This is a genomic window from Yoonia maritima (genome assembly GCF_043641945.1).
GTDB classification, from domain to species: Bacteria; Pseudomonadota; Alphaproteobacteria; order Rhodobacterales; family Rhodobacteraceae; genus Yoonia; species Yoonia maritima_B.
Window position 1 is genome coordinate 79,218 of record NZ_JBHZRX010000002.1, and the last position, 19,127, is coordinate 98,344.

A 19,127-nucleotide genomic window follows, 5' to 3' on the forward strand; every position below is an offset into this window, starting at 1 on the left:
TTGATGAAAGCCTTGGGGTTTCCCAAGACAGGCTTACTTAACCGAGCCGGCCAACAGACCGCGCACGAGATATTTTTGCATGGCAAAGAACACTGCCAACGGCACCGCAATCGACACGAACGCCGCTGTGGCAAGGATTTCCCAGTTACCACCCCGCGTCCCTAGCAATTCGACGATTTGGTTCGTCATGACGGTGGTTTGCCCGGTCGCGTCGATCAAGAACACTTTGGCGACCAGTAGATCGTTCCAAGTCCACAGGAATTGGAAGATCGCAAATGACGCAAGCGCGGGGAAAGACAGCGGCAGAATGATCTTGGTGAAGATCTGGAAGTCAGTCGCGCCATCAACCTTTGCGTTCTCGATGATGTCGCGCGGCAGTCCGACCATATAGTTCCGCAGCAGATAGATCGCGAGCGGAAGCCCAAAGCCGGTATGCGCTAGCCAGACCCCCAAATACCCTTTGCCGATACCGATGTTCAGGTGAAGGCGCAATAGCGGGATCAAAGCAAGCTGCAACGGCACAACCAGTAATCCAACAACCAGCGCGATAAGGATCGCACGGCCAGGAAAATCCATCCATGCCAGCGCATATGCTGCAAAGGCTGCGATAACGATTGGGATGATGGTCGCCGGGATCGTCACAGTCAGCGTGTTAAAGAACGCTTTGGCCATGCTGTCGGTCGCAGAACCACTAAATAAAACACGTTTGTAGTTATCTAGCGTGAATTCAGGCGGCGTTGCTGCGGTCGCAAAGACACGCTGCCCACGGCCCGATAGTTCCTCGGTCCCGGTCCAAACATAGTCACCGTTGGCTTGCACGGTGATCGTTTCACCGTCACCTAGATCAGCCGTCTCACCCACGGTGTAGGCATCAATCGCACGAGACGATGAACCCCAAACGCTGATTTCAGCGCCGCTTTCTTCGAACAGGTTGCCAGTGATCGTATAAACGCCGTCAACCAACGTCTGCACGCCTTCGTCATCTGGGTCGGTTGTCCGCAGTGTGACGTTCTGTTCGGTCGGGAACAACGATTGCCACCAACCAGAACCAGAGATTTGATCTGTGGTCCGGAACGACGACACCAACAGGCCGACCGTCGGGAACAACCAAAGCAGGACAAGGAACACCACAGAGATGTGTACGATCCACGTTAAAGAGGACTTGCTGCCAGCAATATTATCCATCAGCGCATCTCCTTACGGGCGTTATAGACGTTCCAAATTAGAATGGGCGACACGAGTAACATGATGATCATCGCGCTCGCGGATCCAAGGCCCCAGTCGTTTGCCCGGAACAGTTTGTCGTACATATAGTTGGCTAGAACTTGGGTTTCCCACTGGCCGTTTGTCATCGCGAATACGATGTCAAAGACCTTAAGAACGACCAGCGTAATGGTTGTCCAAACGACGACAATTGTCCCAGAAATCTGTGGCATCTTGATCTTAAAGAAGACCTGAAAAGGATTCGCGCCATCAACGATTGCAGCTTCGACTGTTTCTTCGGGGATACCGCGAAGTGCGGCGGACAAAATCACCATCGCGAAACCAGTCTGGATCCAGATCAATACGATCATCAAGAAGAATGAGTTCCAGCCCGGGATCGTCAGCCAAGTCTGAGGAACGCCGTATGCGTAGGTTTTTGTGAACGCGCCAAACGCCAAAGCAAGCGCTGCAAATGCGATGCCGGCAAGAAGCAAAGTACCTACCCCGCGAAGCGCAGTTGCCAAACCGCCACCTTTGCCGACGAGCGCTTTTTGTACCATGCCCCAAGCAACATAAAGCGCAGCGGCAGCAGCACAGATCATCAATAGGCCCGGCACCAAACGTAAGATCAGGAACGACCCTACCCCGCCGTCAAATTGTAGCCACACCGCATTGAGTACACCAATCTGGCTTTGGCCGACGGGGCGCGTATCATAGATCAGTTTAAAGATGACCGAGGCACCGACGAATGAAATGGCCATTGGCATAAAGATCAAGGATTTCGCGATTGAGCCCCATTTGATCCGGTCAGTCAGTTGCGCAGCAAGTAGACCAAACGCAGTCGATGCAGCAGGCACAACAAGCAGCCACAGCATGTTGTTTTGAACAGCTTCCCAGAATTTGGGGTCGTCAAACATCTGGCGATAGTTGGCTAACCCAACAAAAGCACCGCCTTGATCACGGTCCGTCAATGAATACCACAGCGTCGCGAAGACGGGGTAAGCGAGGTAAAGACCAAGGGCAAAAATTGCTGGAAAAAGAAAGAGCCAAGGGCGAACCATGTTAGCGCGGTTAATGTTGCGACCAGCGTGTTCACCTTTTGCAGGGAACAAAACCTTGTCTAGAAATTGGTTGGAAAAGTAGAAATAGGCGATACATCCACCTACCCCTAGAAAAATTGTCAGAAGACCCTGTGCCGCTGGATGCATCGTCCGTTCCCCCCCGGGTAAAACTTGTGGGGGCCAGCGCGATAAATACCGCGCTGGCCCAATTTCTCATAAGCGGTATCGCTTACTTAATTGCGTCCCAAGAAGCTTGGATGTCAGCAGCGACTGCTGCTGCGTCTTTGCCGCCTGTGTAGTCAACCATGCCAGTCCAGAAAGAACCTGCGCCAACAGCGCCCGGCATCAGGTCAGAACCGTCAAAGCGGAAAGATGTCGCGTTCAGCAGGATGTCGCCCTGACCACGCAGTGTGTCATCAGCATATGTCGCTGTGTTCACACCAGAGTGTGGTGTCAGGAAGCCGCCTTGGGCCATCATTGCTTCGTGTGCGACTGGCAGCTTCATGAATTCCATGAATGCGTTAGTCGCGTCAGATGCAGTTGTGATCGCCATAAGCGTACCACCACCCAGAACCGGGTTACCCAGATCTTCGGCTTCGAAAGATGGGAAGTAGAAGAAGTCAGCATCTTCGCCAAGCTCTGTGCCTTCTGGGAAGAACGCAGGAATGAACGACGCCTGACGGTGCATGTAGCACTGTGGAGGGCTGTCAAACAGGCCTTTTGGGCTTTCGCGGAAGTCGGTTGTTGCGACAGCGCCGGCGCCACCAGCAACCCACGCGTCGTTGCGTGCGAATTTGCCGAATGTTTCGATTGCGTTGATCACTGCAGGATCGTCAAACTTAACGTCGTTTGTTGTCCAGCCGTCATATGTTTCCAATGACGCAGTGCGCAGCATGATGTCTTCGACCCAGTCAGTCGCAGGCCAACCAGTCGCAGCACCCGACCCCAGACCGATGCACCATGGTGTACCACCATCAGCGACGATTTGGTCGGACAGCGCAAGCAGTTCTTCCATCGTTGTTGGGACTTCATAGCCAGCGTCTTCGAAGTTCTCTGGAACATACCAAACCAGCGATTTCACGTTGACGTTAAAGAAGAAACCGTAAGTTTCTGTTTCGCCGTCAGCATTTGGATAGCTGCCCAAATCAACCCAAGACGAACCAGCGGCGTAATTGTCGTTGATCCAATCAGCTGTACCTTCTGGTAGCGCAGTCAACAGGCCACGAGCAGCCATGTTTGCCGCAAGACCAGGCTGTGGGAACACAGCGATGTTAGGAGCAGAGCCAGCCTCGGCATCGATAACGATCTGCTGCTCAAAGCTGTCAGAACCTACGTATGAAACGCTTGCGCCAGTTGCGGCTTCAAACAATGCTGCCATGCTCGCGAAGTTGTCAGCTTCCAAACCCAACCAAGGGCCCGAAATTGTGACTGTTTCGCCCGCAAAATCATTTGTTTCGGCAAAAGAGTTATAGCTATCCCAAGTGAAGTCACCCTCGCCCGGCGTCAGCTCAACGTGGCTCGCTGCGTTTGCCATGCCTGCCGACAAAGCAACGGCTGCAACGCCTGCATAAAGTTTCGTTTTCATGGATTGTCCTCCCATTCACGCCAAAATAGCGCGCAATCTAAAAAGCACATCACGTGCACTCACCTCCGTCAAGCGCAGCAGGAATCAGAGCTTCCCAAAGCGCTTTGGATTTGTTTACACTCATCCAACATAGCACCAAAGTCAACAACTGCCTGACATCAAAAAGTTCTTGGAATTTGACAAAATGCTGACTACTGAAACGATTACGAAACAGTTTTACGCCCAAAAATCGGGCTTTCACTTCAATATTGACCCACGAAAGCGGCACCCCGAAGCACCATGAACCTCAAAGAACTCTCTAAAAACCTAGGTCTTAGCCAAACGACGGTCAGCCGCGCGCTGAACGGCTATCCAGAGGTAAGCGCAGCAACTCGACACCGAGTCGAACGTGCCGCGAAAGAGTTCAATTACCACCCAAGCACCCGTGCAAAGGGACTTGCCACTGGTCGTGCGCTTGCAATTGGACACGTTATTCCCGTGTCGACCAAACACGAAATGGTTAACCCTGTTTTTGGTGATTTTATCGCTGGCGCTGGTGAAACATATGCCCGCAACGGCTTTGAAATGATCTTGTCTATCGTGGACGATCTGAACGAAGAACAAATCTATCGCAGCCTCAAATCGCGTCGCGCCGTTGACGGTGTGATTGTCCACGGTCCTCGCATCGATGACCCCCGGATCGCGCTTCTGACCAACCTTGAACTACCCTTTGCTGTGCACGGCCAAGTGACACATTGCGATTTGCCCTACACATTCTTAGATGTGAACAACCACGAAGCCTTTGAACAAGCTACGGACTATCTATTTGATCTGGGGCACCGCCGGATTGCGCTGGTGAACGGCCTCGAAACCATGGACTTCGCCCACCGTAGGCGGACGGGATACGAGGCATCGCTGACTGCGCATGGCATCGCGATTGATGCTGCATTGATGTGCTCTGGCGAAATGACCGAAGTGATCGGATACGAAACCGCAAGCAATCTACTTGCCCAAGATGACGCCCCTTCCGCATTCGTGTGCTCATCACTGATCTCTGCCCTTGGTGTACGCCGCGCCATCGAAGAACGCGGGCTTGTCATGGGTAAGGATGTTTCCGTGATCACGCACGACGACGTCTTGTCGTATCTTCAAAACGGTGGCGAAACGCCGATTTTCACTGCAACGCGATCATCGGTGCGTACCGCAGGGCGCCGTCTGGCCGAAGTACTACTACACGCAATCGAACACCCAAATAAACCACCGCAACAAGTCATCCTCGAATGTGAATTTGTGGTCGGACAGTCAACGGGCCCTGCCCCCCGAAAGGATTAACATGGACTTTAAACGCTCTGATTTCCCAAAGGATTTTCTTTTTGGGGCTGCGACGGCTGCCTATCAAATCGAAGGTCACAAATTTGGTGGCGCGGGTTCGACCCATTGGGACACGTTTGCAGCCACACCGGGCAATGTTATCCGCGCCGAAGACGGCGCTTTGGCTTGTGACCATTACCACCGCTTCCCTGAAGACCTTGATCTGCTCAAAGATGCAGGGATGGATGCCTACCGGTTCTCAACGTCGTGGGCGCGTGTGATGCCAGACGGGCGGACAGTGAACCCAGAAGGGCTCGATTTCTATGACCGCCTCACCGATGCCATCCTTGAACGCGGACTAAAGCCATTCCAAACGCTTTACCATTGGGAACTCCCCTCGACGCTGGCTGACAAAGGTGGTTGGACGAACCGGGACACATCAAAATACTTTGGCGATTACACCGATGCGATCACCGATAAAATCGGTGACCGGATGGCATCCATTGCCACGATTAACGAACCATGGTGCGTATCTTTCCTGTCGCATTTTCTTGGCCACCATGCGCCTGGATTGCGCGACATTCGCGCCACCGCCCGCGCAATGCACCACATCATGCTTGCCCATGGCGAAGCAATGACACGGCTACGCGCCAAAGGCATGGAGAACTGCGGCATCGTTCTTAACTTTGAACACAGCCCGCCCGCGAATGATGAACCCGAAACCGTCGCCGCCGCGAACCTACAGGACGCAATCTATAACCGTTGGTTTATCGAGGCCGCGACCAAAGGCACCTACCCCCAAGAAGTATTGGATGGGTTCGGCCATCACATGCCTGCTGGCTGGCAAGGTGACATGGAACAGATCAGCCAGAAAATGGATTGGCTTGGCGTTAACTATTACACACGGCATGAAATTTTGCCCGACCCAGACTCGGCTTGGCCCAGCTTAAAGGCCGCTGAACCGACACTGGATCAAACTCAGATGGGTTGGGAAATCTACCCCGAAGGGCTGCAAGGCATCCTGACCCGCATGGCGCGCGAATATATTGGAGACATGCCTATTTACGTCACCGAAAACGGTATGGCATGGGATGATCACGTCGAAAACGGCGCGGTCTATGATCCGGTTCGCATGCAGTATGTTTCAGATCACATCTTGGCCGCCAAGCATGCCATCGACGAAGGCGCAAATGTCAAAGGTTTCTTCTACTGGTCCCTAGTTGATAACTACGAGTGGGCCTTTGGATATGAAAAACGGTTCGGTATGATCCACGTTGACTTTGATACCTTGAAGCGGACGCCGAAAGCGTCATATCACGCCCTCAAATCAGCTATCGCACGTTAGGTCGCACCAATGAAACACCCCGACAACAAATACTCTCTCGTCGCCGATATCGGTGGCACCAACACCCGTGTCGCATTGGCAAACGGCAAGGCCATCCTACCTGACACCATCCGCCGCTATAGCAACAGCAAATTCCCAGGGCTGGAATCAGTCATCCGCCAGTACATCACTGACGAGAATAACGTCGATCCAATCGCTGCTTGCGTTGCCGTGGCGGGCCCCGTGCGCGATGGTCAGGCGACGATGACCAACCTTGACTGGACCATCGATAAAGACACGCTCGCCCGTGCGACAAGCGCTGAAACGGTGGCGATCCTCAACGATCTTCAGGCCCAAGGGCATGCGTTGGGTCACCTTGATCCCGCAAATATTCAAACGGTACTTGCTGGGCCCGAAGCACCCGACAACGCCGCAAGATTGGTCGTGGGTGTCGGCACCGGCTTTAACGCAGCGCCAGTGTACGATCTGGAGCATGGGCGCATAGTTCCCCCTTCCGAGAGCGGGCACGCAAACCTGCCTATCCGCAACGAAATGGAACTGCGGCTTTGTCAGTTTGTTTCAACTGCACATGGGTTCCCAGCCGTCGAAGACGTGCTTTCGGGCCGCGGCCTTGAGCACGCATATGCGTTCTTGGGCGTCGAAGCGAATGACCCACGTGAGCTGTCAGCAAAAGACATCATGGAACGCTGCGACAATGGCACCGACCCACGCGCCGAAGAAGCCGTACGCCTGTTTATTCGCATTTTGGGAACAGTTTGCGGCAACCTTTCCTTGATCCAACTTCCTTTTGGCGGTGTTTACCTAGTTGGCGGTGTTGCACGCGCAATGTCTGCACATCTGACTAAGTTCGGATTTGGCGACGCATTCCGCGACAAAGGGCGTTTCGCGGGCTTTATGGGTAACTTCGGTGTCTACGTCGTGCATGACGATTACGCGGCACTCACTGGCTCAGCGGCTCACTTGGTTAGCTTGAACAAAACGCTCTAAGAAACCTTTGCCAAATCGCTTAATTGCGATTGAACTGTGTGCGTCAAGGCACTGAGTGAAAACGGTTTTGGCAAGAAGACGGAATTGGGGATGCGCTTTTGGCCATCCCCAAATGCGTCCTCGGCGTAGCCCGAAACAAAAACGACTTTTGTGTTCGGCCGGTCTTTTAGCGCCTGCCGGACCCATGTTGGACCGTCCATACCTGGCATGATCACATCCGTAACAAATAGATCGACGTGAAGCGCTGGATCGGCGAGCAAATCAATCGCCGCCTCTGCGCAGTCGGCCTCTAACACAGTAAAGCCTTGCAGGCGCAACGCACTTGACGCGAATGATCGGACCGGTGCCTCGTCCTCAACCAACAGAACCACGCCATCCGCTGGTTGCGCCATGAGCGCAGCCGTTTCAACAACCGGGGCCAAAGGTTCCGCGACAGGCAAATCATAGCTAGGGAAAAGCAGTGAAAACTCTGTCCCGCTATCGACCTCACTGTCTGCAAAAATATAGCCACCCGTTTGCTTTACAATCCCGTAAGCCGTCGACAGGCCAAGTCCCGTCCCCTCTCCCGTTCGCTTAGTTGTGTAGAACGGTTCAAAAATCTTAGGGAGTTTCTCTGGAGCAATGCCATGTCCTTCGTCGATGACCTTGACCACGACGTATTCACCGGGCGGCACCACGGCACGGTCTTTGATCATAGGTTCCGTCAGCACAAGGTTTTCAGTGACGACCTGAATTTCGCCCGCTCCATCCATCGCGTCACGTGCATTAACGACAAGGTTCATCAACACCTGCTCTAACTGCCGCTTATCAGCCTTGATCTGTGCCAAGGCCGGGTCGTGGTGAAGCGACAACGTAACCTTTTCTCCGACAAGACGGTTCAGCAAGTGCGTTAGGTCAGACAGAGTATCTCGTAGATCAATCACCTCTGGCTGCAAATTTTGTTTGCGCGAGAACGCCAGTAACTGCCCAACGAGGCTAGCCGCCCGGTTCGCGTTTTGGTGAATCTGTATCAAATCACCGTAGTTTTGATCGCCCTCATCATGGCGCAACAGTAACAAATCGCAATGCCCAGAGATGGCGGTCAACAAGTTGTTAAAGTCATGTGCGACACCGCCAGCGAGTTGTCCAATCGCCTGCATTTTTTGGCTTTGAACGAACTGCGCTTCTAGCGTCTTTAGCTCGGTTACATCATTGAGCACTGCAATCAGATGCGGCTCATTCGCCTTTCCTGCAATGTTAAGTGTGACCTGCACAAAAGTACCTTGCCGGTTCCCGCGCCCACGCAAGAATTGTGACACATGGCCGCCCCGCCCTTCGGCGGCTTCGCGCAGCCAATCATTAATCGGCCGGCCCAATCCATCCAGAACATCCGCAACGCGCTGTCCGTCTTTTCCATCCATCCCCAGCAGTTGCCGTGCCTCACGGTTGGACGCCAGAACGCCGCCGTCAGAGGCAATTTTCAAAAGCGGCACAGGTAGATCTTCGATCTCGTCCCAGCCTGCGCCAATCGTTGGTGGCTTTTGGGGAAGATGTGCGGAAGGCATCACAACGATATCGCGGCGACCGGCATGCCCCTTCATTTCTGCGACCACAACGGGAACAGGCCCACCGACAGTTTTCATTTTTGCGGTCTGACCTGACACCAGTGGCAGCTCATCGAACAAATCCCTTAGGCTGTTCGCCTGCCCCCCATGCAATTCACGGAAGGCCTTGTTTTGATGTGAAACCACACCGTCAGACGCCACGCTTAGCAGCGGAAAAGCCAACCCCTCGCCCTGAATTGCATCACTCCCACCAAGTTCATCCAACCGCCACAGCAGGCTATTCTCGGCCAACAGTGACAACCTGATCCGAAAATGGGCGCGCCGTGTAATGATGTATTCTTTGCATGAACGACGCCGCAAATCAGTGCGCTGCATGCGCTCTAACAATGAAACCGGATCTGCGATCAAATTTTCAAAGACATCAGACAGTAGGCGATTATTGCAGTCGCCAAATCGTTCAATCGCCATTGGGTTTGTATAGCGGACAACGCCAGCCAAGTCGGTGATAAAAGCATGGTCGGGATCAAGAGCGATCAAACGGGCCGCGCGTTTTTCTGCCCCCGATGGACGCAATCCGCAATAGCCCAACGCTGCCCCTAAAGTCAGAAAGCCTAACCCTAGGGGCATTGTTGGTGAAACGGCCGAAACAGCAAGGCAGATCACTGATCCGCTAAGAAAAAGCGCGCGTTTTGATATTGGGACCGCCGGCGATAACTCGGGTATATCAATCGTTTGATCTGTGGACACTGCCAACCTCACTGCTCGCTCGGATCTGGCTTACCGCAAAAATGATTAACCATTCATTAATGCGTAGCGTTCAACCACCCCAACGAAAAGAGGCTGCTTAGATTTTACGCAGCAAATTCAAATAGAAACCATCACCATCAGGGCCGGGTATAAGCTGATGACGCACCTCGCTGCGCCATTCTGGATTTGCTGCGCAAAAAGCATCAACGATCGCATCATTCTCAGAGGCTAAGACCGAACATGTCGCGTAGGCGAGCAGACCATGTTCCGCGACAAGCGGCGCGGCGCTGGCTATGACCTCGGCCTGCATGGCGTTCAAGGCATCCAACCTTTCTTGGGTCAGACGCCATTTAGCGTCAGGCGTCCGCCGCCACGTACCGCTTCCTGAACAAGGCGCATCGCAAAAGACAACGTCAAATGGTGCCGCATCAAACAGATCATCTGTCGCGATCTGCGTAATCGCAACTTTGGCGCGGGACGCGCGCTCTGGCAGATCTTTCATCCGGGCCAGTGCAATATCATGCGCGAAAACAGCAGCATCAGAACGATCAGCAAAGCCAAGCGCTTTGCCACCTCCTCCTGCACAATAATCCAGCACTCTTGCACCATCTGGAAATGTCACTGCCTGGATGGCGAATTGCGATGATGCATCCTGCAATTCAACGTATCCATCCGTAAACGCAGCAGAGGTTTTGACCCGGCGCGGATTGTCCGTCACGCGCAGGCAGGCCTCAATCTGAGGATAGCGCAAGGTTGCAACGCCATCTTTGGCCAGCAAATCCATGGCATCTTGTACCGACCCGCGCTTTTGGTTCACACGCAGGAACACATCCGCCCGCGCTTGCTGCGCTAAGGCTGCTGGTTCCGCATCTAGGCCAAGACTTTCCTGCCAATGGGGCCAAAGCCAATCAGGCAAGTCACACATTGCCGCAGGTGAAAGTGAGGTCGGCACATCAAGTTCAGCACGTTCATCATCGGTCAAAGGGGCCGGAGCGTGCCCTTCCCCCGAAAACAATCCCTCAACGCCCAAACCGTCCCGCTGCACTAACCGCATCATCAGTTCACGCCCAGTACCATCACCAAGCGACCGACGAGCGCGAAGCACGTCAAAGACGTGATCCCGAACAGCAGCGCGATCTTTTGAACCGGCAAATCGACTACCACGCGCCCAAGCTGTCAACGCCTGTTCGGCAGCTTGGCCGTCACGAATATCATCCAAAATAGAAATCGCCGTGGCGACGCGTGCACCCGGGGTCATAGCGAAAGCCCGTCGGAAGAGTAATGTTGGAACAGCATAGTCGTAGACCTTCGTATTCAGGCGGATATCGGTGCGTATAACTGCGGTTCGCCCACAATCAAACCCACCTTGCACTAAATCGCATACGCAAAAACTCAAAGTTTCAAAGTCAAATTGTTGACACGTTTTGAGTGAAAGTTAGCGACATCAATTGTTTAAGAAAGCGTAATTGTGCAACATCTAATTTATCTATTCTTCAGACTGCCCCCTATCGGATATGTAGTACTGGCGGTCGTCTTCGTCTATTTCGGAATGAATGCACGTGACAGTCAGATCGCCTCTGCAGAAAATCGGGCGGCGGCGCTCGCGGCACCTATGCCGAAACCAATCTCCCTTGGTGATTTTACGTCCAATGATCGCGGGCTAGCTGATGAAATTAATATCGCAGCGCAGATCAACACCGACTACAATTACATGCTGCATCGCGGCGAAGACGAGGACGGAAATGCTAGAGTAATGTGGCTGCTTTTCGATCCTCAAGCAAATGGCACCGAGCGCGAAGTCAAAGCGGCCATTGTAATACCACAGGCACGAAAGGAAGAATTCGTGGCGTGGATCGTCAAAAACACGCATGGATTTGGAAAGTTAGGTCCGGTATTTCACTTTAACGGTGCCTACCGCAGCAGCGTATCTTACAGCGACGTTGCCGAAGAGGCGATCGAGAAAGAAGACCTGCGCCGTTCATCGCGGTTCTTCTATATTGAACCATGGATGAATGGCAGAGCCGCAGCGCTTGCCCCCCGCGAACAGGATGGCATGACATTCGCGCAAACCTTGAACTGCGTCGGGCTGTTCTTGGTCGCACTAGCGGCACTAAAATTTGCCATGCGCCGAAATCGAACCGCCGCGCGCAAGCGCGACACACTCTACGATTCACCGATACAACGAGTTGGGTTTCTCAGGTAATCAGCCTAGCTTTTATCACCGAAAGTTAGGCCACAAACGGCCATTGATCCCTGCGATTGTGATCAATGGCCGTATAAAGTGATCAGGATTGTTATCCGATCCGGTAGTTCGGGCTTTCGCGTGTGATCTGAACGTCGTGCACGTGGCTTTCTTTTAGGCCAGCACCAGTGATTTTCACAAAGGAACAGTTCTTGCGCATTTCTGGAATTGTGGCGTTGCCAGTGTACCCCATCGCGGCACGCAGGCCACCAACCAGTTGGTGAACAACCGCGCTTGCAGAACCTTTGTAAGGCACTTGACCTTCGATACCTTCGGGAACCAGTTTATCGCTGGCCGCGTCTTTCTGGAAATAGCGATCAGCAGAACCGCGCGCCATCGCACCAAGGCTACCCATACCGCGGTATGATTTGAACGAACGACCTTGGTACAAAATCACTTCGCCCGGGCTTTCGTCCGTGCCTGCGATCATTGAACCGACCATTGCACATGAAGCACCCGCTGCGATTGCTTTTGCAAAATCACCCGAGAATTTGATCCCACCGTCAGCGATGACAGGGATATCGCCCGCAGCCGCCGCGCAATCCATGATCGCAGTCAGCTGAGGGACGCCGACACCGGCAACCATGCGAGTTGTACAGATCGAGCCGGGGCCGATCCCAACCTTAACCGCATCTGCACCAGAACCGATCAGGGCTTTGGCGGCCTCACCCGTTGCGATGTTACCCGCAACGATTTGGACCTCATTCGACAGCGCCTTTGCGCGTTCAACGGCCTTTGCCACGCCTTCGGAGTGGCCGTGCGCAGTGTCGATGACGACCATATCTACACCCGCTTCGATCAACGCTTGTGTGCGTTCAAAACCGGCATCTCCGACTCCAGATGCCGCTGCAACACGCAAACGGCCAAGGCTATCCTTACATGCAATCGGGTTTAGAACCGCCTGTTCGCTGTCCTTCAGTGTCAGTAGACCAGTCAATTTCCCAGCGGCATCAGTGATCAGCAGTTTTTCAATCCGACGCGCTTGCATCAATGAACGTGCTTCATCCAGATCCGCTGGTTCCTGCAAAATCGCAAGATCCTTGGTCGTCATCATGACGCTGATCGGCGTATCGTCGTTTTGCGCAAAGCGCATGTCACGGTTGGTGACGATACCAACAATCTTGCCACCCTCGCCCACGACCGGGAAACCGGTGATGCGGTAGCGTTCCATCAGCGCCTTGGCGTCCGCCAATGTCTGATCGGGGCGCAGAGTAACTGGATTGTAGACGGTCCCCGATACGAAACGCTTTACGCGGCGGACTTCTTTGGACTGCTCTTCAACATTCAGGTTTTTGTGAATAACACCCATGCCACCCGCTTGAGCCATAGCAATCGCCATCCGCCCTTCGGTCACTGTGTCCATGGCACTGGACAAAACCGGAATATTCAAAGCAATCGACTTCGTTACATGTGTGCGTGTGTCAGCCGTAGACGGCATTACGTTTGATGCCCCCGGCACCAACAACACATCATCAAAGGTAAGCGCCTCGCGAATCTCCATCAACCGTCTCCTTGGGTGGCATCGTTGGCACTGCGCTATCGCATGGAAACGGCGTTTACAAAACCCCCAAAGCGTTGAGAGCGCAATTTCACCAAATACAAATCGCAAAGCGTGCACTGCTTTCGAATGGGTACAGCAAGTTTCAAACATATCTGGTAGACAAATCGGTCAGAATGAATGCTAGTTCACCCAAATCAAAGCCGCCATTCTTGTCCTTCGGAGATATCTTTTGGAAAACGCTTCATTAATAGCAGTATTGTTTGTTGTATTTCTGTGGTTCTGGCTAAGCATCTGGGTGCCAGCGACGATGGCGGTGAACCGACATAGAAGCGCTATCTTTTGGGTCATCATATCAATTCTGATAACGCCATTCTTGTCGATTTTTCTATTGGTTATTCTTGGCACGTCGCGGCGCTAGAAAGCGCGACATACGCACGGCGTCAGATCATTCAAACCTCAGTGCTGGCAAATAAGCTATCCAAGAAATACGCCGAGAGTTCGATCCGGCCAGAAATGCCAGCTTTGCGGTAAACCGCTTGCGCCCTATCGCGGATTTTAGCAAGCGATGTCCGCTGATCCAGCGCGATCTCTTTCATGGATGCGCCTTTTAATAGTAGTTCGGCCACGTCCATTTCTTCTCCGGTCAGGCCCCAAGCACGGAACTCAAGCGCGATTGCGTCGCTCATCGCCGCGATCTCTTGGGATCGCGCTGCGCGCCAGTCCTCTCCTTGGGCATTGTTACGAATAACTGCGTCGTGGAACGCCTGTTGATCATCGCGCATCTGCGCCACCCGCTGCGTTGACCACGCGACGACAACCACCATCAACACAAGCATCGCAGTCTGCGCAACATCCAGCGCGATATCGACCATATCCCAAGGCGGCGATTCACGTATGATATCAAGCGCGCAAACCAGCATGAATGCAAAGGCAGGCAGCATAACAAATAGAACAGGACGCTTCATTGGATCACCTCTGATTTCACTGCGGACTATGCAATGTATCTATTCCAAAGGTCCATCCAGCAAATACGCGGAAATCTATACGGCTCATGACGCATCACATAATCATTATGACGGGTTCTGACCTTACATTTGCCGCACACCACGGTATCTAGGCACAAACAACCCAAGGCCGCGTTCATGAGCACCGATCCACTTGTTATCTTTACACCCTCTGGTAAGCGCGGGCGCTTTCCGGTTGGCACCCCTGTTTTGACGGCCGCACGCCAGCTTGGCGTTGACCTTGATAGTGTCTGCGGTGGGCGTGGCATTTGTTCGAAATGCCAGATCACCCCGTCCTATGGTGAGTTTTCCAAGCATGGCGTGACTGTCGCGCCTGATGCTTTGTCCGAATGGAACAGCGTCGAAGAACGCTATGATACTATTCGTGGGTTGAAAAAGGGGCGTCGCCTTGGCTGCCAGGCCACTGTGCAAAGCGACATTGTGATCGACGTTCCTGCCGAAAGCCAAGTGCACAAACAAGTCGTGCGCAAACGTGCCGAGGCGCGTGATATCATCATGAACCCGTCAACGCGGCTGTATTATGTTGAAGTCGCAGAACCCGATATGCACGACCCATCAGGTGACCTCGAACGTCTTGTCGCTGCGCTGCGCCGTGAATGGGAGCTACCGCAACTCGAGGCCGATTTGGGCGTGCTACGCACCCTGCAACCGGCACTTCGCAAAGGCGAATGGAAGGTCACCGTCGCTGTGCACCTAGGCGATGACACCTATAGCCCGCGTATTATCCATGTCTGGCCCGGCTTTTATGAGGGCGCGATTTACGGGCTTGCCGTTGATCTCGGCTCCACCACAATTGCCGGACACCTTTGCGATTTACGCACTGGCGATGTCGTAGCGTCCTCTGGGATCATGAACCCGCAAATCCGATTTGGCGAAGACCTGATGAGCCGGGTCAGCTATGGGATGATGAACGCCACAGGTTCCGACGAAATGACCGCCGCCGTTCGCGAAGGCATGAATGCGCTATTCGTACAGATTGCAGCAGAAGCCGCCATTGATCGCACGCTCATTGTTGACGCTGTGTTCGTCTGCAACCCAGTGATGCATCACCTATTCCTTGGGATCGACGCCTATGAGCTGGGCCAAGCGCCATTTGCGCTTGCGACCTCCGATAGCCTGTCGTTTCGGGCAATCGACCTAGACCTCAACCTCCACCCCGCCGCGCGGGTTTACATGCTACCATGCATCGCTGGTCACGTTGGGGCAGACGCCGCAGCCGTCGCATTATCCGAGGCACCGGGCAAATCCGATGACCTGATGTTGGTCGTCGATGTTGGTACCAATGCAGAAATCTTGCTGGGTAATCGTGAAAAGGTACTGGCCTGTTCATCACCCACAGGACCCGCGTTTGAAGGCGCGCAGATCAGTTCAGGCCAGCGGGCCGCGCCCGGCGCGATCGAGCATGTCGAAATCGACCCGGTCACCAAACTGCCCCGCTTTAAAGTCATTGGTTCCGATCTGTGGTCCGACGAAGAAGGCTTTGCCGCCGAAGTCGCGCAAACCGGGATCACCGGCATCTGCGGATCCGGCATCATCGAAGTCGTCGCCGAGATGCGTATGGCCGGTATCGTAGACGCGCCCGGCCTGATTGGATCTGCTGAACAAACCGGATCGCCCAATTGCTTTGCCGACGGACGTACGAATTCATACCTGCTGTATGATGGCACCGAAAACGATGGGCCAAAAATCACAGTCACGAACACCGATATTCGACAAATCCAAATGGCCAAAGCAGCATTGTACTCGGGCGCACGCCTGTTGATGGACAAATTTGGCGTCGACCATGTTGACCGGGTTATCCTTGCCGGGGCATTCGGCGCTCACATCAGCCCCAAACACGCGATGGTTCTTGGGATGATCCCAGATGCACCGCTCGACAAAGTGACCAGTGCTGGCAACGCAGCAGGAACAGGAGCGCGGATTGCACTGCTGAATACTGATGCACGCCGCGAAATCGAAGAAACCGTGCGGCAAATCCACAAGATCGAGACCGCAATCGAACCGCGTTTTCAAGAGCATTTCGTGAATGCCTCGGCTATGCCAAATGCGGTCGATCCATTCCCGATACTCAACAGCATCGTCACATTGCCACAAGTAAACCACAACACAGGTGGCGACCGTTCAGGACGGCGCAGACGGCGATCAAGCTAAAAGCGCAAAGGCCGACCAGCGTGAGTTTACTCAACGTTTCCTAATAGAATATCACCATTTTTTATTTTTGAACCGAAGCTATGGACGCGGTTACGCGACGTCGATAACTTCGGGCCAACAAAGCAGAAGGTATTTATTTTGAGCGCTCAACTTCAATCGATTAGCACCCTCCTTAACGCCGCAAAAGATTCGGTCAAAGCCGACCTGACGGTGAAACTTTGGGACGGGTCCACGATAGATTACAACCGTACCGATGCAGCAAATATCGAAGTGGTCATCAATTCTGCGGATACAATCCGCCAAATGTTACTTAAGCCAAATATCGCAACGCTATTCGGGCTATACGGAAGCGGTGACATCAGCATTACCGACGCGTCCCCGCTGCAACTGCTTAAGGCGACTGACCACGTCAGCATCCTCAATTTTTTCAAGTCTTACTCTAAGGCAAAATTGGCCAAGGCATTGGCGCCATTTGTGTTCAAAGAACGCGCAAAGTTTTCGCCACGGGCATTTTTGGACCGTTTCCAAAAAGGCAAACGTGACGACAAGGCGATGATCGCATTTCACTACGATGTCTCTAACGATTTCTACAAACTTTTCCTTGATAGCGGCATGGTCTATAGCTGCGCGTACTTTAAGGATTGGGATAACGATATTGACCAAGCGCAAATCGACAAGCTCGACCATATTTGCCGCAAGCTTCGGCTAAAACCAGGCGAGCAGATGCTTGATGTAGGTTGCGGCTGGGGTAGTCTTGCTTGCCATGCTGCAGAATTTTACGGTGTGACCGTCAAGGGCGTAACCCTGTCTGAAACGCAGTTCGCGTTGGTCAATGAACGGATCAAGCAACGTGGCCTAGAAGACAAAGTTACCGTCGAACTCACCGACTTCCGCGATCTTAAAGAGCGCAACCACTTTGATAAAATCTCGATGATCGAGATGTTTGAACATATTGGCGCTGACAACTACGACAGCTACTACAAGAACATCCACCGTATGCTAAAACCCGGCGGATTGTGCTTACACCAAGCATCCACACGTCGGGTAACGCCCAACTTGGCCGACTTTGATCACCCGACGGGCTATCAAAAGACGATCACCAAATATATTTTCCCGGGCGGTGAATTGGACCATATCGGTCGCACGATCACAGACTTTGAACGCCATGGATTTGAAGTACACGACACTGAATCGCTCCGCGAGCACTTCCGCCTTACCCTCGAACTTTGGCACGATAAATTATGGGAAAACCGCGTCGAAGCCGAAGAACTGGTGGGTGACGAACTCGTTCGTCTCTGGTTGGCTTACTTTGCGCTGTTTGAGGTTGGTTTCCAACGTAACGTGGTCAACCTCTACCAAACACTGGCGTCGAAACGACGTATCGGTGTAACAGGTCCACCCGCCACTCGCGAGGATATTTACGCGTAAACGCAACCACGTAATAGCCGTTGACGAAGGCCGCACCGCGGCTTAGACGATGGCGCACGAGCGGGTATGGTGAAAAGGTATCACGAAAGCTTCCCAAGCTTCAGTTACGAGTTCGATTCTCGTTACCCGCTCCATGTTTTCCAACAGCAAAGAGGCCCCGATGCCCGAAATTACCCGTAAGCACACAAACGCCCGGATGAGCCAATTGGTGATCCATAATGGCATCGCATATTTGGCCGGTCAGGTCGGCATTCCCGGCGCATCTGTGACCGACCAGACCAATGATATTCTCGCCAAGATTGACGCCCTTCTGGCCGAGGCTGGTACGGACAAAACGAATATTCTGACAGCGCAAGTATGGGTGTCAGACATCGCAAATGAATTCGCTGAAATGAACGCGGCATGGGATGCATGGGTTCCCGAAGGGCACGCACCCGCTCGTTGGACTGGTGAAGCAAAACTTGCCACAACAGACTACAACGTCGAGATTATCGTAACAGCTGCGATCTAACGTAGGGTGGATCTTGATCCACCTAACCCCAGAACATGCCCAAGAAGCCTGCCACCGCAATTGGCAGGCTCATCGGCAAGATCTGACGCGAAAGCACAGCCCATTTGCTTTCTTCAGACCCAATAGCCTTTCGGATCATGATGATGATTGGGAAGGCCACAAAGACCGCCCCCAAAAAACCTACAAGAGCGATCCAACCGTTCGCGGTTGGGATAAGCAAAGCAGTGCCCGCCAGCAATTTCACCGCTCCGGCGCCAATACCGCCCGCTGCAAACAATGCAATCCCAAGAACGAAAACAATAACCCCTTGCGCCAATTGCCAAGCAAAGGCCGAAGGCATGCCGGATGCACCAACCTGCACGATGAACAAAACCACGGGCAGAAGCGTCAGCCAGTTTGGCATACGCGCAGTGCGCACATCGATCATGAGGGCAACAATTAAGATAGCTGCCATTGCAAACGGAATATATTGGGTGATCATCGTAGTACTTTCCTGCTTTGATCACC

Annotated in this window: 15 protein-coding genes and 1 tRNA gene; 8 read left to right on the forward strand and 8 right to left on the reverse strand. The window is 53.3% G+C overall.

The window, feature by feature from the left end; all coding sequences use genetic code 11:
- Positions 1 to 33: 33 nt before the first annotated feature.
- From ACHUEV_RS03970 to ACHUEV_RS03980, 3 genes are all read right to left on the reverse strand, one after another.
- Positions 34 to 1,185: a carbohydrate ABC transporter permease gene (locus ACHUEV_RS03970; RefSeq protein WP_394177769.1), complete on the reverse strand. Its 1,152-nt coding sequence runs from the start codon at positions 1,183 to 1,185 to the stop codon at positions 34 to 36.
- On the reverse strand, positions 1,185 to 2,411 hold the full coding sequence (locus ACHUEV_RS03975; RefSeq protein ID WP_106355513.1) for a carbohydrate ABC transporter permease: 1,227 nt from the start codon (positions 2,409 to 2,411) through the stop codon (positions 1,185 to 1,187). Before ACHUEV_RS03975 ends, ACHUEV_RS03970 begins: the two co-directional genes overlap by 1 nt.
- 82 nt (positions 2,412 to 2,493) lie before the next feature.
- Positions 2,494 to 3,849 carry an ABC transporter substrate-binding protein gene (locus ACHUEV_RS03980; RefSeq protein WP_394177770.1) on the reverse strand — a complete coding sequence of 452 codons (1,356 nt, stop codon included), beginning with the start codon at positions 3,847 to 3,849 and terminating at the stop codon, positions 2,494 to 2,496.
- Between the two features lie 279 nt (positions 3,850 to 4,128).
- Here ACHUEV_RS03980 and ACHUEV_RS03985 point away from each other — a divergent pair, with 279 nt between their 5' ends.
- From ACHUEV_RS03985 to ACHUEV_RS03995, 3 genes are read left to right on the forward strand one after another with little or no spacing between them, the layout of a single operon-like run.
- Positions 4,129 to 5,160, forward strand: coding sequence for a LacI family DNA-binding transcriptional regulator (locus ACHUEV_RS03985; protein ID WP_394177771.1), 1,032 nt, complete (start codon positions 4,129 to 4,131; stop codon positions 5,158 to 5,160).
- Between the two features lies 1 nt (position 5,161).
- Positions 5,162 to 6,484, forward strand: coding sequence for a GH1 family beta-glucosidase (locus tag ACHUEV_RS03990; protein WP_394177772.1), 1,323 nt, complete (start codon positions 5,162 to 5,164; stop codon positions 6,482 to 6,484).
- A gap of 9 nt (positions 6,485 to 6,493) precedes the next feature.
- Positions 6,494 to 7,471, forward strand: a complete 978-nt coding sequence (locus ACHUEV_RS03995; RefSeq protein WP_394177773.1) for a glucokinase — start codon at positions 6,494 to 6,496, stop codon at positions 7,469 to 7,471.
- Here ACHUEV_RS03995 and ACHUEV_RS04000 read toward each other — a convergent pair.
- Entirely contained in the window at positions 7,468 to 9,762 is a 2,295-nt protein-coding gene (locus ACHUEV_RS04000; protein ID WP_394177774.1) for an ATP-binding protein, read from the reverse strand. The two genes, ACHUEV_RS03995 and ACHUEV_RS04000, sit on opposite strands and share 4 nt — an antisense overlap.
- A gap of 97 nt (positions 9,763 to 9,859) precedes the next feature.
- On the reverse strand, positions 9,860 to 11,020 hold the full coding sequence (locus tag ACHUEV_RS04005; RefSeq protein WP_394177775.1) for an RsmB/NOP family class I SAM-dependent RNA methyltransferase: 1,161 nt from the start codon (positions 11,018 to 11,020) through the stop codon (positions 9,860 to 9,862).
- Positions 11,021 to 11,230: 210 nt separating this feature from the next.
- Here ACHUEV_RS04005 and ACHUEV_RS04010 point away from each other — a divergent pair, with 210 nt between their 5' ends.
- On the forward strand, positions 11,231 to 11,965 hold the full coding sequence (locus ACHUEV_RS04010) for a hypothetical protein (RefSeq protein WP_394177776.1): 735 nt from the start codon (positions 11,231 to 11,233) through the stop codon (positions 11,963 to 11,965).
- A 91-nt stretch (positions 11,966 to 12,056) separates the two neighbouring features.
- On the opposite strand, the gene guaB is transcribed toward ACHUEV_RS04010, so the two are convergent.
- Together guaB and ACHUEV_RS04020 are read right to left on the reverse strand one after the other, a co-directional pair.
- Positions 12,057 to 13,505, reverse strand: a complete 1,449-nt coding sequence (gene guaB / locus ACHUEV_RS04015) for an IMP dehydrogenase (RefSeq protein WP_394177777.1) — start codon at positions 13,503 to 13,505, stop codon at positions 12,057 to 12,059.
- A 449-nt stretch (positions 13,506 to 13,954) separates the two neighbouring features.
- Positions 13,955 to 14,470, reverse strand: coding sequence for a helix-turn-helix transcriptional regulator (locus tag ACHUEV_RS04020; RefSeq protein WP_394177778.1), 516 nt, complete (start codon positions 14,468 to 14,470; stop codon positions 13,955 to 13,957).
- Positions 14,471 to 14,647: 177 nt separating this feature from the next.
- Here ACHUEV_RS04020 and ACHUEV_RS04025 point away from each other — a divergent pair, with 177 nt between their 5' ends.
- The 4 genes from ACHUEV_RS04025 (at position 14,648) to ACHUEV_RS04040 (ending at position 18,620) form a co-directional block, all read left to right on the forward strand.
- Positions 14,648 to 16,681, forward strand: coding sequence for an ASKHA domain-containing protein (locus tag ACHUEV_RS04025; RefSeq protein ID WP_394177779.1), 2,034 nt, complete (start codon positions 14,648 to 14,650; stop codon positions 16,679 to 16,681).
- Positions 16,682 to 16,819: 138 nt separating this feature from the next.
- The gene (locus ACHUEV_RS04030) at positions 16,820 to 18,109 is read left to right on the forward strand and encodes a class I SAM-dependent methyltransferase (protein WP_394177780.1); all 1,290 of its coding nucleotides are present in this window, start codon (positions 16,820 to 16,822) and stop codon (positions 18,107 to 18,109) included.
- A 60-nt stretch (positions 18,110 to 18,169) separates the two neighbouring features.
- A tRNA-Gly gene (locus tag ACHUEV_RS04035) sits at positions 18,170 to 18,243 on the forward strand.
- 26 nt (positions 18,244 to 18,269) lie between these two features.
- Positions 18,270 to 18,620, forward strand: a complete 351-nt coding sequence (locus ACHUEV_RS04040; RefSeq protein WP_394177781.1) for a RidA family protein — start codon at positions 18,270 to 18,272, stop codon at positions 18,618 to 18,620.
- Positions 18,621 to 18,642: 22 nt separating this feature from the next.
- Here the strand turns inward: ACHUEV_RS04040 and ACHUEV_RS04045 are convergent, their stop codons facing one another.
- On the reverse strand, positions 18,643 to 19,101 hold the full coding sequence (locus tag ACHUEV_RS04045; RefSeq protein ID WP_394177782.1) for a prepilin peptidase: 459 nt from the start codon (positions 19,099 to 19,101) through the stop codon (positions 18,643 to 18,645).
- Between the last annotated feature and the right edge of the window lie 26 nt (positions 19,102 to 19,127).